The sequence below is a fragment of the Stutzerimonas stutzeri SDM-LAC genome (assembly GCF_000235745.1).
Classification (GTDB): Bacteria; Pseudomonadota; Gammaproteobacteria; order Pseudomonadales; family Pseudomonadaceae; genus Stutzerimonas; species Stutzerimonas stutzeri_H.
The window spans coordinates 1-15,223 of the sequence record NZ_AGSX01000083.1 but is presented as its reverse complement, the minus strand read 5'-3'; the positions used below and the strand labels follow the sequence as shown (position 1 = coordinate 15,223).

Annotated in this window: 13 protein-coding genes; 5 read left to right on the top strand and 8 right to left on the bottom strand. The window is 63.1% G+C overall.

Annotated elements, in window-relative coordinates; translation table 11 throughout:
• Positions 1 to 46: 46 nt before the first annotated feature.
• From PSTU_RS0109590 to PSTU_RS0109570, 5 genes are read left to right on the top strand one after another with little or no spacing between them, the layout of a single operon-like run.
• Complete coding sequence (locus tag PSTU_RS0109590) at positions 47 to 2,110, top strand: TonB-dependent receptor plug domain-containing protein (RefSeq protein WP_019340818.1); 2,064 nt, start codon at positions 47 to 49, stop codon at positions 2,108 to 2,110.
• The gene (locus tag PSTU_RS0109585) at positions 2,110 to 3,102 is read left to right on the top strand and encodes an ABC transporter substrate-binding protein (protein ID WP_019340817.1); all 993 of its coding nucleotides are present in this window, start codon (positions 2,110 to 2,112) and stop codon (positions 3,100 to 3,102) included. Before PSTU_RS0109590 ends, PSTU_RS0109585 begins: the two co-directional genes overlap by 1 nt.
• Positions 3,099 to 3,890 carry an ABC transporter permease gene (locus PSTU_RS0109580; protein WP_019340816.1) on the top strand — a complete coding sequence of 264 codons (792 nt, stop codon included), beginning with the start codon at positions 3,099 to 3,101 and terminating at the stop codon, positions 3,888 to 3,890. Before PSTU_RS0109585 ends, PSTU_RS0109580 begins: the two co-directional genes overlap by 4 nt.
• Positions 3,887 to 4,711: an ABC transporter ATP-binding protein gene (locus tag PSTU_RS0109575; protein WP_019340815.1), complete on the top strand. Its 825-nt coding sequence runs from the start codon at positions 3,887 to 3,889 to the stop codon at positions 4,709 to 4,711. Before PSTU_RS0109580 ends, PSTU_RS0109575 begins: the two co-directional genes overlap by 4 nt.
• Positions 4,705 to 5,961 carry an NnrS family protein gene (locus PSTU_RS0109570; RefSeq protein WP_019340814.1) on the top strand — a complete coding sequence of 419 codons (1,257 nt, stop codon included), beginning with the start codon at positions 4,705 to 4,707 and terminating at the stop codon, positions 5,959 to 5,961. The genes PSTU_RS0109575 and PSTU_RS0109570 overlap by 7 nt, the downstream gene beginning before the upstream one ends.
• A 193-nt stretch (positions 5,962 to 6,154) precedes the next feature.
• Here PSTU_RS0109570 and PSTU_RS0109565 read toward each other — a convergent pair whose 3' ends face one another.
• The 8 genes from PSTU_RS0109565 to PSTU_RS0109525 all read right to left on the bottom strand — a co-directional run.
• Positions 6,155 to 7,057 (bottom strand): ABC transporter permease subunit, encoded by a 903-nt coding sequence (locus tag PSTU_RS0109565; RefSeq protein ID WP_019340813.1) that lies wholly within the window; start codon positions 7,055 to 7,057, stop codon positions 6,155 to 6,157.
• Positions 7,058 to 7,133: 76 nt separating this feature from the next.
• Positions 7,134 to 8,030, bottom strand: a complete 897-nt coding sequence (locus PSTU_RS0109555; RefSeq protein ID WP_019340812.1) for an ABC transporter permease subunit — start codon at positions 8,028 to 8,030, stop codon at positions 7,134 to 7,136.
• A complete protein-coding gene (potA, locus tag PSTU_RS0109550) occupies positions 8,027 to 9,178 on the bottom strand; it encodes a polyamine ABC transporter ATP-binding protein (protein ID WP_019340811.1) in 1,152 nt (383 codons plus the stop codon). Before potA ends, PSTU_RS0109555 begins: the two co-directional genes overlap by 4 nt.
• Before the next feature lie 100 nt (positions 9,179 to 9,278).
• Positions 9,279 to 10,364, bottom strand: a complete 1,086-nt coding sequence (locus tag PSTU_RS0109545) for a polyamine ABC transporter substrate-binding protein (RefSeq protein WP_019340810.1) — start codon at positions 10,362 to 10,364, stop codon at positions 9,279 to 9,281.
• 227 nt (positions 10,365 to 10,591) lie between these two features.
• On the bottom strand, positions 10,592 to 11,689 hold the full coding sequence (locus tag PSTU_RS0109540) for a polyamine ABC transporter substrate-binding protein (protein ID WP_019340809.1): 1,098 nt from the start codon (positions 11,687 to 11,689) through the stop codon (positions 10,592 to 10,594).
• A gap of 252 nt (positions 11,690 to 11,941) precedes the next feature.
• On the bottom strand, positions 11,942 to 13,300 hold the full coding sequence (locus PSTU_RS0109535) for an aspartate aminotransferase family protein (RefSeq protein WP_019340808.1): 1,359 nt from the start codon (positions 13,298 to 13,300) through the stop codon (positions 11,942 to 11,944).
• A gap of 72 nt (positions 13,301 to 13,372) precedes the next feature.
• Positions 13,373 to 14,731, bottom strand: coding sequence for a glutamine synthetase family protein (locus tag PSTU_RS0109530; protein ID WP_019340807.1), 1,359 nt, complete (start codon positions 14,729 to 14,731; stop codon positions 13,373 to 13,375).
• 46 nt (positions 14,732 to 14,777) lie between these two features.
• On the bottom strand, positions 14,778 to 15,223 hold a 446-nt coding region (locus PSTU_RS0109525), incomplete at its 5' end, for a gamma-glutamyl-gamma-aminobutyrate hydrolase family protein (RefSeq protein WP_019340806.1).

Here is a 15,223-nt window from a genome sequence, read left to right as displayed (position 1 = left end):
ATTCAAGTCGGCAATCACCACCGACGAATTATCCGGGAGCCGTTCGATGATCCTCCGCCTTTACCCACTCGCCCTGGCCTGCCTGGCCGTCAGCACCACCTCCGCCCTCGCTGCTCCGCTGGAGCTGCAGGAAACCGTCGTCACCGCCAAAGGTTACGAGGCCGCGGCGCAGGACATTCCCCAGGCCATTGAAGTGCTGCAGCCACAACCGGCGCAAGGGGCCGAGCCGGCCGGCAGCCTGTTCCGCGGCAAGCCGGGCCTGGCCGTGCACAGCGACGGCGCCTGGGGCCAGAACCCGGTGCTGCGCGGCATGAAGAAGGAAAGCCTGGTGCTGATGGTCGACGGCGTGCGGGTCAACTCCGGCCAGCCGCAAGGCTCGCTGGCATCCATGCTCGATCTCGGGTTATTGGAGCGCGCCGAAGTGGTCAAGGGGCCGGGCTCGGTGCTCTACGGCAGCGGCGCCATGGGTGGGGTGGTCAATCTGATCACGCCGCAAGCACGCTTCACCGAACAGGACGAACGCAGCGGCCGCTTCTCCACCAGCGCCAGCAGCGTCGATAAAGGCTTCACCGGTGCCCTGCTGCTGCGCGACTCCAGCGCCGATCATGCCCTGGTGCTGGGCGTTGCCGGGCGCAAGGTCAACGACTACAAGAGCCCCAACGGCACCGAAGAGAACACTGGCTACAGCTCCGACACCCTGCTGTTCAAGTACAAGCAGCGCCTGGCCGAGGATGTCAGCGTCAACCTGAACGTCCAGCGCCACACCGACCGCGACGTCTGGTACCCCGGCTCGGCGCGTACCGGTGGCCAGCCGGGTGGCGCTGGCATTCCGGTACCGCTCGGCACCGCGACCATCCATTCGCCGGAACAGCAGCGCGAGCTGTTCCAGATCGGCCTGGAAAACGGCCTGGGCGACGGCACTCTGACCACCGAGCTCTATCGGCAGGAGGTCTACCGCGAGATCCGCGCCTACTCCGAGCGGCTCGACCGCGACTATGTACGCAACGATGTCAGCTTCATCACCCATGGGCTGCGCTCGAACTGGGTGGTGCCAATCGCCGATCACCTGCTGACGGTGGGCGTCGGCGGCTGGAAAATGACCGGCGACCCGGAGCGCTACGTGGATGGCCCGCCGACTTTCAACAACAACCAGCGCAACGACCCCTTCAAGAACGCTGAAATCGAGTCCTACGGGCTGTTCCTGCAGGACGAGTTCGATATCGGCCAGACACGGTTCACCGCTGGCGCCCGCTACGACCGTATCAGCGCCGATGCCCGCGTCAAGGGCAACGGCCCGTCGCTGAAAACCAGCGGGCTGGACAGCACTGACCATAACCTGTCGTGGTCGCTGGGTGTGCTGCACCCGCTGACAGACACCCTCAACCTCTACGCCAACATCGGCCAGGCCTACCGCGCCGCCGACATGCGCGAGCGCTACGACGACGCGCCCCGCGGTGACGGCTATTTCCACCTCGGCAACCCGCAGCTGGATGCCGAACGCTCCACCAGCTTCGAGCTCGGCCTCAAGGGCGACGATGGCGATTTCACCTATCAGCTGGCTGCCTTCCACACCCGCATCGACGATTACATCGCCGGCCGTGTAACCGGCGCCAACGCGCCCAACGGGCTGCCGATCAAGCGCACCGAGAACCTCGACAAGGTGGTGATCTACGGCCTTGAAGGTAGCGCCAGCAAGGGCGTCGGCGCGTTCGTGGTGGACGGCAGCTTCACCTGGCTGCGCGGCGAGAACAAACAGGACGACGAACCACTGCACCAGATGCCAGCCCACGAGTTGACCCTGGGCATCGGCCAGCCAGCCGAGCGCGGCCTCTACTGGCATGCGCAGCTGCGTGCCGTCGCCGAGCAGGATCGTGTAGCGACCGAGTTCACCCGCGGTGGCGAGGACCGTACCGCAGGCTTCGTTACCGCCGATGCCAGCCTCGGCTGGGGCTTCGGCAGGATCGGCGTGCTGCAGACCGCCAACCTCGATACGCGCCTGAGCAACCTGTTCGACAAGGCCTACCACGAGCATCTGGCCGACGGCATCAGCGGCAACGAGCTGCAAGCACCCGGGCGCGGCATCACCGTCGCGCTGAGCGGGAGCTTCTGATGCTCCGCCATCTGCTGATGGTCATCCTGCTGGCGGCCGGTACACCGGCACTGGCGGACAAGCTGCCGCGCCTGGTCCTGGCCGGCCCTTCTTCGTCGGTATCGAATCCGCTGATCCACATGGTCGAATCCGGCGCACTGGACGACCTGGCGGACAAGGTGGAATTCGTCAGCTGGCGCGATCCCGACCAACTGCGCCTGCTGGCGCTGAACCAGCAGGCGGACGTGCTGGCCATGCCGGTCAACGTCACCGCCAACCTGTACAACCGCGGCGCCAAGCTGCGCATGCTCAACGTTTCGACCTGGGGTCTGCTCTGGCTGGTGTCCCGCGAACAGGGCCTGAGCACCCTCGACGACCTGCGCGGCAAGGAAATCGCCATGCCGTTCCGCGGCGACATGCCGGACATCCTCTTCGGCCTGCTGGCCGAGCGTGCCGGCATCGATGTGCGCAAGGACCTGCGTTTGCGCTACGTCGCCACGCCCATCGACGCCATGCAGCTATTGCTGATGCGCCGTACCGACCACGCCCTGCTCGCCGAGCCGGCCATCTCCATGGCCCTGCGCAAGGCCAGCGAAGGGCCGCTGGGACTGGTCGCGCCGGATCTGTATCGCAGCGTCGACCTGCAACAGGAATGGGGCCGTCTGTTGCAACGCGAAGCACGCATCCCGCAGGCTGGCATCGCGCTGATGGCCAGCGTGAAAGACCAGCCGCAAATCGCCGCGCGAATCGCCCAGGCCTACGCCGACTCGCTGCAATGGTGCAGCGCCAACGCCGAGCGCTGCGGCCAGCTGGTCGCCAGGCATCTGCCGATGCTCAGCGCCGAAGCGGTGACCGATTCGTTGGCCGTGGCGCAGATGGAGGCCGTGCCCGCCGCCGAGGCGCGGGCGGAAGTGGAGTATCTGTTCGAGCTGCTGTTGCAAAAGAATCCGGCGCTGATCGGCGGCAAGCTGCCGGCCGATGACTTCTACTCGCCAGTCAGCGATCAGCCATGAGCCTCCTGCGCAGCTGGCTGACCAGCCTGCCCGGCTATCTGTGGAGCGGCTGGGGCGCGCTGGCCAGCCTGTTTCTGTTGCTGGCCGCCTGGGAGGCAGTGGCCAGTCACTATGGCGCGCTGGTGCTGCCGGCGCCGCTGGAGACCTTTTCCCGCCTGCTCCAGCTGATCGATGAAGGTGCCGCCTGGCCGGAGCTGCTGGCCACCAGTCGCCGGGCGCTGCTCGGCTTTGCCCTGTCCGTGGCAGTCGGCAGCGTGCTCGGGCTCGCCGCCGGTGTCTCCATGACCGCCTCGATGATGGCGCGGCCGCTGGTCACCGTGCTCATGGGCATGCCGCCAATCGCCTGGCTGGTACTGGCGATGCTCTGGTTCGGCGCCAGCGACGGCACTCCGGTGTTCACCGTGTTCATCGCCAGCTTCCCGCTGGTGTTCGTCGGCGCACTGCAAGGCACCCGCACGCTGGATAACCAGCTCAAGGACATGGCCCTGGCATTCCGTCTGCCGCGGCGGATGCTGTTGCTCGATGTCTATCTACCGCACGTCGTCTCCTACCTGTTCCCCGCGTGGATCACCGCGCTCGCCATGGCCTGGAAGATCGTGGTGATGGCCGAACTGCTGGCCACCCAGGATGGCGTCGGTGCCGCCCTGGCGGTGTCGCGCTCGCACCTGGATACCAGCGCGACCATGGCTTGGATCACCGCCGTTGTCGGCCTGTTGCTGGCGGTGGAATACCTGCTGCTGGAACCGATCAAGCGCGAAGTCGAGCGCTGGCGCGAGGTGCCTTCATGACGCAATTGCATATCCACGGCCTGGCCCACGCCTTCGGCCGCGACGAGATCTTCAGCGGCATCGACTTCAGCCTGGCGGCAGGCGAAGTGGTCGCTCTGGTCGGCCCCTCCGGCTGCGGCAAGACCACCCTCCTGCACCTCTGTGCCGGACTGCTGGACGTACAGGAAGGACGCATCGACAACGGTTTCGGCAACCCTGCCAGCATGTTTCAGCAACCGCGGCTGCTGCCGTGGAAAACCACCCTCGACAACATCGCCCTGGGCCTCAAGGCGGCAGGCATGGCGCGGCAGCAACGCCTGCAGCAGGCCCGTACCCTGGCCCTGCGCCTGGGCCTGGCCGCCGGCGATCTCGGCAAGTTTCCGCACCAGCTTTCCGGCGGCATGCAGAGCCGCGTGTCGCTGGCGCGGGCGCTGGTGCTGCAGCCGGACCTGCTGCTGCTTGATGAACCCTTCGCCGCGCTGGATATCGGCCTCAAGGAAGACCTCTATGCCCTGCTGCTGGCCGAGCAGGCCGCCCGCGGCATGGGCGTGCTGATGATCACCCACGATCTGATGGAAGCCGTACGCCTGGCCGACCGCATCCTGGTCATGGCGGCGGCGCCGGGGCGGATCGTCAGCCACCTTGAGCTGGATCTGCCAGCCGCGCAGCGCAGCGATGCCTGGATCTACCAACACACCGCCGAGCTGCTGCAGTTGCCGGCCGTAAGAGAGAGTTTCGGCCTGGCCAGCCGCGTGCCGCAGACCTTGCCTGGCGCCGCCAAGGTCGCCATTCGCGAGGCGGCCCCCTTACCCTCCGCCAGCAGAGCGCGCTCACGATGCTGAAAACCTTATCGCCGCGACTTGCCGACTGGCCGCTGCTGTTATGCAGCTTCCGACCGATGTTTCTTTCTACCGTGCTGCTGGCCGTGGCCAGCATCGCACTCTGGCTGGGCTTTCTTGGGTTCGGGTTGCCGCTGCCAAGCGTACCGGGTGGCCAGATGGTCTGGCATGCTCACGAAATGTTGCTCGGCTTCGGGCTTGCGGCAGTCGCGGGCTTCGTCCTCACCGCGGTGCCGGAATTCACTGCGACTGCGGCATTCGGTCGGCACGTCGGCCTGGGTTTTCTCATCCTATGGCTGGTCGCGCGACTGTGCTTCTGGCTCTCCGGGGTTATCGGGCCATGGCCAGCGGCGCTGTTCAACAGCGCCTTCGCCATCGCATTGCCCGTGCTGCTCGCACCGCGCCTGCTGGGCGATCCATTGCGCCGACAGTACGGTTTCTTGGGTGGGCTCAGTGCGCTGGCGCTGGTGACCGTCGGCTTTCACATCGCAAGCGTCAGCGGCCAGTATCCGATGCGCTGGCTGTACGCTGGCATCGGCGTGATGATGGTGCTGATCGTGGTCGCCATGAGCCGAATCTCCATGCGCATCCTCAACGATGCCATTCAGGCCCGCCGGGATGCCGGCCACGAAGTAGACGACGACTACCGGGCACGTCCGCCACGGCGCAACTTGGCGATCTTCTGTATCAGCCTGTTCAGCCTCGCCGAATGGCTGGCGTTACCCGCACCGCTGACCGGCTGGCTGGCCCTCGCGGCTAGCGCCGCCCTGTTCAACCTGCTCAATGACTGGCACATCGGCCGGGCGCTGCTGCAACGCTGGTCGCTGATGCTCTACAGCGTGTACTGGCTGATGGCGCTGGGCTATGGCGCGCTGGGTGTCTCGCTGCTCGCCGACGGTTTTGCCAGCAGCGCCGGGCGCCATTTGCTCACGCTCGGGGCCATGGGCGTATCGATTCTCGCCGTGTTGTGCATCGCCGGCCGTACCCACAGCGGCTATGCACTGGATCAACGGCGCTGGGTGCCGACTGCCACCTGCCTGCTGGTATTCGCCGCGCTGCTGCGCGCAAGTGCCGGCCTGCCTGGCGCGCCGGTGCCGCTCCTGAACATGCTCGCAGGGCTCGGCTGGCTGATAGCGTTTGGCCTGGCGTTGCGCTACCTGGCACCGATCTGGCTGCGCCCGCGCCCGGATGGTGGTGCGGGATGTGACGAGCCACAGGACGAACACAGCATGGGGTCGGGCTGTCGGACCTGAACGAGATCGGCACCTGTACGCGACGACAGCCGTTGTAGAAGAACAGCCAACCGGGCCGTGAGTGCGCACTCGGCGTCGGAAGGGCACGACGGTGGATAAGCTTCGCGTTATCCACCCTGCTCTGGCGCAATTGCGGACGCGCTACCTGAAACGAAAAGGCGCATCGATGCGCCCTTTCGTTTTGCTCAAACCTTCAGCTATGCGCCGACGGCGGCGTCATCACCTTGTGGCTGTCGATCGGCTGACGCCAGGTCGGGTTGGCATTGCTGTCATCCATTGCCTGGCGCATCGCACGCACACGGCGCTTCTCGGCGCGACGGCCGACGTACCAGGCAATGAAAGTCGCCAGCGACACCACCAGCAGGATCAGGCTGGCGACTGCATTGATCTCCGGCTTCACCCCCAGGCGCACCGCCGAGAAAATCTCCATCGGCAGGGTCGTTGCGCCTGGGCCGGAGACGAAGCTGGCCAGGACCAGATCATCCAGCGACAGGGCGAACGAGAGCATGCCACCGGCGGCCAGGGATGGCGCGATCATCGGCATGGTGATCAGGAAGAACACCTTCCAGGGACGGGCCCCCAGGTCCATTGCCGCTTCCTCGATAGACTGATCGAGCTCGCGCAGACGCGCCATCACCACCACCGCGACATAGGCCGAGCAGAAGGTGGTGTGGGCGATCCAGATGGTGACAATGCCCCGCTGTGCAGGCCAGCCAACCAGCTGCGCCATGGCCACGAACAACAGCAGCAAGGACAGACCGGTGATCACCTCGGGCATCACCAGCGGCGCCGTGACCAGACCGCCAAACAGGGTGCGGCCGCGGAAGTTGGGGATCCGCGTCAGCACGAAGGCGGCCATGGTGCCCAGCGCCACTGCAGCAATAGCGGTGTAGAACGCGATCTCCAGCGAACGCATGACTGCGCCCATCAGCTGGCTGTTGTCCAGCAACCCGACATACCACTTCAGCGACCAGCCACCCCACACCGTCACCAGCCGTGAGGCGTTGAAGGAGTAGATGACCAGCAGCACCATCGGCAGGTAGATGAAAAACAGCCCGAGCACCAGGATCAGGTTGGAAAAGCTGTAACGCTTCATAGCTTGCCCTCCAGATCCTTGGTCATGCCTGCCGGTGGAAAGCCGGTTGAACAGGGCAGCCAGCTGCTCAGGTGAGTCATAGCTTGCCCTCCAGTTCCTTGGTCTGGTTACGGTTGAACAGAATGATCGGCACCAGCAGGATCGCCAGCATCACCACCGCCAGTGCAGACGCTACCGGCCAGTCGCGGTTGTTGAAGAACTCCTGCCACAGCACCTTGCCGATCATCAGCGTCTCCGGCCCGCCGAGCAGCTCGGGGATGACGAACTCGCCGACCACCGGAATGAATACCAGCATGCAGCCGGCAATGATGCCGTTCTTGGACAGCGGCACGGTGATCTTCCAGAAACTGGTGAGGTTGCGCGCACCGAGGTCCGAGGCGGCCTCCAGCAGGCTGAGGTCATGCTTCACCAGGTTGGCGTAGAGCGGCAGGATCATGAACGGCAGGTAGGAATACACCACGCCGATGTAGACGGCGAGATCGGTGTTGAGGATACGCAGCGGCTCGTCGATCAGGCCCAGGCCCTGCAAAAGGCCGTTCAGAATACCGTTGCTGCTGAGGATGCCCATCCAGGCGTAGACGCGGATCAGGATCGCCGTCCAGGTCGGCATCATGATCAGCAGCAGCAGCACGGTTTGCAGATCCTTGCGCGCCCGGGCGATGGCATAGGCCATCGGATAGCCGACCAAGAGGCAGATCAGCGTACTGAAGAAGGCGATGCGCAGCGAGCCGGCGTAGGCCGCCCAGTACAGATCGTCTTCGCTGAGGAACACATAGTTGCCCAGGTTGATGATGATCTGCAGCTGCTGCTCGGCGTAGGCAAACACCTCCGTGTAAGGCGGAATCGCCACATCGGCTTCGGCGAAGCTGATCTTCAGCACGATCACGAACGGCAGCAGGAAAAACAGCGCCAACCAGAGGAAGGGAACGCCGATGACCAGTCGACGCCCCGGGTTCAGCCGTGAGCGGCTCATGCCTGCAACACCACGCCGCTGTCGTCCCACCAGTAGACGAACACTTCCTGCTCCCAGGTAGGCAGCTTCACATGGCGTTCGGCGTTGGCCATGAATGCCTGGAGGATGCCGCCGGACGGCATCTGGATGTAATAAACCGAATGTCCGCCCAGATAGGCGATGTCGTATACCACGCCCTTGGCCCAGTTGTAGCCGGGCCGCTGCAGGTCAGGCAGCTCAGTGCCGATCAGCAGCTTTTCGGGGCGTATCGCATAGGTGATCTGCTTGTCCTGGGCGCGCGTGCTGATGCCGTGGCCGACGTAGATCGGGTTTTCCAGGCCTGGGCAGGCGATCACCGCATGATCTTCCAGGTCTTCGATGAGTTCACCGTCGAAGAGGTTGACGTTGCCGATGAACTCGCAGACCAACCGACTGGCTGGGGTCTCGTAGATATCCATCGGGCTACCGACCTGGGCGATCCAGCCCAGGTGCATGATGGCGATGCGCTCGGCCATGGTCATGGCCTCTTCCTGGTCGTGGGTGACCATCACGCAGGTCACGCCGACCCGCTCGATGATCTGCACCAGTTCCAGCTGCATCTGCGAGCGCAGTTTCTTGTCCAGCGCACCCATGGGCTCGTCTAGCAAAAGCAGCTTGGGTCGCTTGGCCAGCGAGCGCGCCAGGGCCACACGCTGGCGCTGCCCACCAGACAGCTGGTGCGGTTTGCGCTTGGCGTACTGGCTCATCTGCACCAGCGCGAGCATCTCGTCGACGCGGGTCTGTACCTCGTCCTTCGACAGCCCGTCCTGCTTCAAACCGAAGGCAATGTTCTGCGCTACGGTCATGTGCGGGAACAGCGCGTAGGACTGGAACATCATGTTGATCGGCCGCTCGTACGGCGGCATATCGGTGATGTCCTGGCCGTCGAGGAAGATCCGCCCTTCGGTGGGTCGTTCGAAGCCTGCCAGCATGCGCAGTAACGTGGACTTGCCCGAGCCGGAACCGCCCAGCAGGGCGAAGATCTCGCCCTGGTGAATGCTCAACGAGACATCATCGACCGCCACCGTTTCATCGAACTTCTTGGTGACGCGGTCAATCTTCAGCAGCACCTGCTTGTTCTGGCTCTCACCGGTGAGGGCCTTTTTGTAGGCGCTGGAGGCAACGGCCATGCGCGAACTCCCGATTGAAAATAATGGACCCGGACAACCCGGAAACGTCATGGAGCGCGGGCAACACGGACGCCGAAGCAATCCGTGTCGCCCGGTGTGGCTATTGACCGGACTTGACCTTGGTCCAGGTACGGGTCATCAGGCGGATGATCTTCTGTGGCAGCTCAGCCGAGACGTACAGGCGATCCAGCACCGCTTGCGGCGGATAGACCGACGGATCGTTGCGAACCTCCTGATCCATCAGCTCGCCCGCCTTGAGATTGGGGTTGGCGTAGCCCACGTAATCGCTCACCGACGCGATCACCTCGGGTTCGAGCAGATAGTTGATGAAGGCATGAGCTTCCTCGACATTCTGCGCGTCGACCGGGATGGCCAGCATGTCGAACCAGAGATTGCCGCCCTCTTTGGGAATCGTATAGGCGATCTCGATGCCCTTGCCGGCTTCGTCGGCGCGCGCCGCCGCCTGGAAGACGTCCCCGGAGAAGCCCGCGGCTATGCAGATGTTGCCGTTCGCCAGGTCCGAAATGTACTTGGATGAATGGAAATAGCGAACATAGGGGCGTATTTCGAGCAGTTTCGCTTCAGCCTTGGCGTAATCGTCCGGGTCGGTGCTGTTGGGGTCCAGGCCGAGGTAGTTGAGCATCGCCGGGATCATTTCATCAGGCGAGTCGAGCAAGGCAATGCCGCAGCCGGCCAGCTTCTTGGCGTTCTCCGGCTCGAACAGTACCGCCCAGGAATCGACCTTCTCGATGCCCAACGCAGCGGTGACCTTTTCGACGTTGTAACCGATGCCATTGGTGCCCCAAAGATAGGGCGCGGCATAGGCATTGCCCGGATCGTTTTTCTCGAGCTGCTTGAGCAGCGCCGGATCCAGGTGTTCCCAGTTGGGCAGCTTGCTCTTGTCCAGTTTCTGGAATGCGCCAGCGCGAATCTGTTTGCCGAGGAAATGGTTGGAAGGCACCACCACGTCATAGCCAGTCCGGCCAGCGAGCAGTTTGCCTTCAAGGGTTTCGTTTGAATCAAAAACGTCATAAACCGGCTTGATGCCGGTCTCTTTCTCGAACTCTTCCAGCGTTGTTTCGCCGATGTAATCGGACCAGTTGTAGATATGCACCGTGGCAGCCTGGGCGGATGCAGCACCGCTGACCGCAGCGGCGATAAGAAGCGACTTCAATGTCGAACGCATGAGAGTGTCCTCTTGGTGCAGACCGCGCGATCAGCGGGCGAAAGGCGGGCTATTTATTGGAAAAACCTCTAAAAATCAACTGGCACGGCGCAACAAACGAGACGGTCACGCCCAAAAGGTGGCACCACAGCGGACCGCAAGCCAGCGTTGCGGGTCCGTACTTCGCCGCTTACAGGGGATTGTGAAGCCTCACCAGACCCGCAAGCACGCCTGGCGAGGCGCCTGGATCAACGACCGGATTTGATCTTGGTCCAGCTGCGGGTCATGGTGCGCTGGGTCTTCGGATCGAGGTCCGGGAAGGTATAGAGCTTCTGCAGCACAGCCTGGCTCGGGTAAACGCCGGGGTCGGTACGAATCGCTTCGTCTACCAGCGGTGTGGCCGCAGCGTTGCCGTTAGGGAACTGCACATAGTTGGTGATGTTGGCCATCACCTCAGGCTTCATCAGATAGTTGAGGAAGACATGGGCCTCGTCGACATTGCTCGCATCAGCCGGAATCGCCAGCATGTCAAAGAAGGTGCCTGCGCCTTCCTTTGGAATGTTGTACTTGACCGTGACCTCGTTGCCAGCTTCTTCGGCACGCGCCTTGGCCTGGTAGATATCGCCGGAGTAGCCGATGGCGACGCAGACGTTGCCGTTGGCCAGATCGGAGATGTACTTCGAAGAATGGAAATACGCCACGTTCGGACGGATCTGCATGAACAGTTCTTCGGCCTTCTTCAGCTCGTCCTTGTTGGTGGTGTCCGGCTTGTAGCCCAGGTAATGCAGTGCAGCCGGGAGGATTTCCGTCGGCGAATCAAGGAATGAGACACCGCAGGATTTCAGCTTTTCCATGTTCTCCGGCTTGAACACCAGATCCCAGGAATCGACCGGTGCGTCTTCGCCCAATGCGGCCTTCACCTTCTCCGGGTTGTAGCCGATGCCGATGGTGCCCCACATGTACGGCACTGCGTACAGGTTGTCCGGGTCGCTCGGCTGCAGCGCCTTGAGCAGGTCCTTGTCGAGATTCTCCCAGTTTGGCAGCTTGCTCTTGTCGAGTTTCTGGAACACCCCGGCCTTGATCTGCTTCGCCAGGAAGGGGTTGGACGGTACGACCACGTCATACCCTGAGCTGCCGGCGAGCAGTTTGGCTTCCAGCACTTCATTGCTGTCGAATACGTCGTAGACGACTTTAATGCCGGTTTCCTTGGTGAAATTTTCCAAGGTGTCTTCGGCGATGTAGTCGGACCAGTTGTAAACGTGCAGCACCTTGTCTTCGGCCTGCGCAGCGCCGGCGACCGCGCCAGCCAGCGTCATCGCAAGTAGGGTCTTGGCAAAGGTTTTCATCCGTGCAGCTCCTGTTGTAGTCATCTGTTGGGCTGTGGGCAGCTCACACTGGCCGGCGTCGATGCCGTCCTGTTGCGTCTGGTGCAGCTAATGGCTATGCCGGCATCGACACACCCTCGGTAGGTCAGGCCAAAGCACGCGCGCAGTCTGGCAAGGTCGATGGCAGTTTTTCAACAGCTTGCATGCGCTTCGTTTGCCACGCGTTCAACTCGCTATAGGGCGCCGGTAGCATCCTGCCGGCACCCGCGCCATTCAACCTCGCGCATCCTTCAAGGTCGCGTCCAGGCACAGCTTGACCTTGCCGATCAGCTCGTCGATCTGTTCCTCGTTGATCACCAGCGGAGGCGAGATGATCATGGTGTCACCCACGGCGCGCATCACCAGACCGTTACGGAAGCAGTGCTCACGACAGAGCATGCCCACGCCTGGGTCAGCGAAACGCTCCCGGGTCTTCTTGTTCTTCACCAGCTCCAGCGCGCCAAGCATGCCGACGCCTCGGGCCTCACCCACCAGCGGGTGCTCGACCAGCTCGCGCCAACGAGTTTGCAAATAGGGTGCCGTCTTGCTTTTCACCCGCTCGACGATCTTTTCCTCGCGCAGGATGCGGATATTTTCCAGCGCCACAGCGGCCGCCACCGGATGCCCCGAGTAGGTGAAGCCGTGATAGAACTCGCCGCCTTCGTTAAGGGTGTGCACCACTTCATCGCGTACCACCACGCCGCCCATGGGCAGATAACCGGACGTCAGGCCCTTGGCGATCGGCATCAGGTCCGGCGCATTGCCGTAGTAATCACTGCCGAACCATTCGCCGGTACGGCCGAAGCCGCAAATGACTTCGTCGGCTACGAGCAGGATGTCGTAGCGGGCCAGAATCTCGCGAATCTTCGGCCAATAGCTGTCCGGCGGAATGATCACCCCGCCTGCGCCCTGGATGGGCTCAGCGATGAAAGCAGCGACCTTGTCTTCGCCGACTTCAAGAATCTTCTGCTCCAGTTGCTCCGCCACGCGAACGCCGAACTCTTCCGGCTCAAGGTCACCGCCCTCACCGAACCAGTAGGGCTGGTCGATGTGCTCAATGCCCGGGATCGGGCCGTCGCCCTGCTCATGCATGGCCTTCATGCCGCCCAGGCTGGCACCGGCGATGGTCGAGCCGTGATAGCCGTTCCAGCGGCCGATCACCACTTTCTTCTGCGGCTGCCCCTTGATCGCCCAGTAGTGACGAACCATGCGCAGCACGGTGTCGTTGGCTTCCGAGCCGGAGCCGGTGAAAAACACATGGTTCATGCCCTCGGGCGCGATTTCGGCGATGGCTTTGGCCAATGCCAGCGCCGGCGGGTGGGCGGTCTGGAAAAACAGGTTGTAGTAAGGGAGTTCGCGCATCTGCCGCGTCGCTGCCTCGACCAGTTCCTCGCGACCATAGCCGAGGTTGACGCACCAGAGCCCGGCCATTGCATCAAGGATCTTGTGGCCTTCGCTGTCCCAGAGGTAGACGCCCTCGCCCCGCGTGATGATGCGCGTGCCCTTGGCGTTGAGCGCCTTGAAGTCGGTGAACGGCGGCAGGTGATGGTCGCGGCTCAGGGCTTGCCACTGCAGGGTTTGCGAATCGCTCATCAATCACCTCTTAGCTATTTGGTGTGCTTTATCGGCGGATGAGAAAAGCGTCATCCGCCCTACGGCTGTTCGTTACACCGAGAGCATCAGGAATTCCCGCTCCCACGAGCTGATGACCCGGTGGTAGTTCTCCTGCTCGGCGCGCTTGACCGCGATGTAGCCGGTGATGAACTTGGGGCTCAGGTACTTCTCCAGCGGTCGGCAGTTCTCCATACGTTCCAGTGCCGCTTCGAGCGTGAGCGGCAGGCGCAGGTTGCGACGTTCATAGCCGCGGCCCTTGACGGGCTGACTCGGCCGCAGCTCCTCGACCATGCCGATATAGCCGCACAGCAGGCTGGCCGCGATGGCCAGGTACGGGTTGGCATCGGCCCCCGGCAGGCGGTTCTCGACGCGGCGGTTCTGCGGATCGGAGTCTGGAACCCGCAGGCCGACGGTGCGGTTCTCCTCACCCCATTCGACGTTGACTGGCGCCGAGGTGTCCGGAAGGAAGCGGCGGAACGAGTTGACGTTTGGCGCAAACAGCGGCAACAGCTCGGGGATGTATTTCTGCAGGCCACCGACGTGGTGCAGGAACAGCTGGCTCATGGTGCCGTCGCTGTTGGAAAAGATGTTGCGCCCGGTTTCGATGTCCACAACGCTCTGGTGCAGATGCATCGCGCTGCCCGGCTCGCCGGTCATGGGCTTGGCCATGAAGGTGGCCGCCACGTTGTGCTTGAGCGCCGCCTCGCGCATGGTGCGCTTGAATACCAGGATCTGATCGGCCAGGTGCAGCGCCTCGCCGTGACGGAAGTTGATTTCCATCTGCGCCGTGCCTTCCTCGTGGATCAGCGTATCCAGATCCAGCCCCTGGGCTTCGCACCAGTCGTACATGTCTTCGAACAGCGGGTCGAACTCGTTGGCCGCGTCGATGGAGAACGACTGCCGGCCCGTCTCCTGCCGGCCTGAACGCCCGATCGGCGGCTGGAACGGCAGGTCCGGGTCTTCGCAGCGCTTGGTCAGGTAGAACTCCATCTCCGGCGCGACGATGGGCTGCCAACCCTTGTCTGCGTACATCTTCAACACGCGCTTGAGGATGTTGCGCGGCGAGATCTCGATGGGATTGCCCATCTTGTCGTAGGTGTCGTGGATGACCTGCGCAGTCGGCTCGATGGCCCAGGGCACCAGAAACACCGCGTCCGGATCAGGCCGGCAGAACATGTCGATGTCGGCGGGATCGAGCAGCTCGTAATAGATATCATCCTCGACGTAGTCACCGGTCACGGTCTGCAGCAGCACGCTCTCCGGCAGGCGCATGCCCTTTTCATCAAGGAACTTGTTGGTGGGCGAGATCTTGCCGCGGGCAATGCCGGTCAGGTCGCTGATCAGGCACTCCACCTCGGTAATCTTGCGTTCTTTCAGCCAGCCGGTGAGCTGGTCGAGCTTGCTGGACATATCGACCTCAGAAATTAATGAAAACGAGCGCCGTGCCGGCCCGCGCTCAGCGCCGTCCTGCGCGTTCCTGGCAAGCCCGGGCAAAGCCCTGGAACAACGCCAGGTAATAAGGATGCTCATGCACCTTCCATTCCGGATGCCACTGCACGCCGAGTGCGAAGCTGCGCGCGCCTTCGACGGAAAACGCTTCGATCAGCCCATCGGGTGCCAACGCCTCGATACGCAAACCCTCGCCGAGCCGCTCGACACCCTGGCCATGCACCGAGTTGACCTCTATCCGCGCTGGCAATCCGAGACGCTGCAGCAAACCACCCGGTTGCACGTGCAAGGGATGGCTTAGACCATACTGCACCTCGACGGGATCCTCGGCGCGCTCGCGGTGATCGGCATAGGGCCCGACCTCGTGGACTTTCTGGTGCAAGCTGCCGCCGAAGGCGACGTTCATTTCCTGAAACCCGCGGCAAACGCCGAACACCGGAATGCCCGCGTCGA

What these genes read in the sequence shown, in the direction of transcription:
- PSTU_RS0109590 (WP_019340818.1), top strand. Translation starts at nt 47, where the DNA reads ATGATCCTCCGCCTTTACCCACTCGCCCTGGCCTGCCTGGCCGTCAGC.
- PSTU_RS0109585 (WP_019340817.1), top strand. Translation starts at nt 2,110, where the DNA reads ATGCTCCGCCATCTGCTGATGGTCATCCTGCTGGCGGCCGGTACACCG.
- PSTU_RS0109580 (WP_019340816.1), top strand. Translation starts at nt 3,099, where the DNA reads ATGAGCCTCCTGCGCAGCTGGCTGACCAGCCTGCCCGGCTATCTGTGG.
- PSTU_RS0109575 (WP_019340815.1), top strand. Translation starts at nt 3,887, where the DNA reads ATGACGCAATTGCATATCCACGGCCTGGCCCACGCCTTCGGCCGCGAC.
- PSTU_RS0109570 (WP_019340814.1), top strand. Translation starts at nt 4,705, where the DNA reads ATGCTGAAAACCTTATCGCCGCGACTTGCCGACTGGCCGCTGCTGTTA.
- PSTU_RS0109565 (WP_019340813.1), bottom strand. Translation starts at nt 7,057, where the DNA reads ATGAAGCGTTACAGCTTTTCCAACCTGATCCTGGTGCTCGGGCTGTTT.
- PSTU_RS0109555 (WP_019340812.1), bottom strand. Translation starts at nt 8,030, where the DNA reads ATGAGCCGCTCACGGCTGAACCCGGGGCGTCGACTGGTCATCGGCGTT.
- potA (WP_019340811.1), bottom strand. Translation starts at nt 9,178, where the DNA reads ATGGCCGTTGCCTCCAGCGCCTACAAAAAGGCCCTCACCGGTGAGAGC.
- PSTU_RS0109545 (WP_019340810.1), bottom strand. Translation starts at nt 10,364, where the DNA reads ATGCGTTCGACATTGAAGTCGCTTCTTATCGCCGCTGCGGTCAGCGGT.
- PSTU_RS0109540 (WP_019340809.1), bottom strand. Translation starts at nt 11,689, where the DNA reads ATGAAAACCTTTGCCAAGACCCTACTTGCGATGACGCTGGCTGGCGCG.
- PSTU_RS0109535 (WP_019340808.1), bottom strand. Translation starts at nt 13,300, where the DNA reads ATGAGCGATTCGCAAACCCTGCAGTGGCAAGCCCTGAGCCGCGACCAT.
- PSTU_RS0109530 (WP_019340807.1), bottom strand. Translation starts at nt 14,731, where the DNA reads ATGTCCAGCAAGCTCGACCAGCTCACCGGCTGGCTGAAAGAACGCAAG.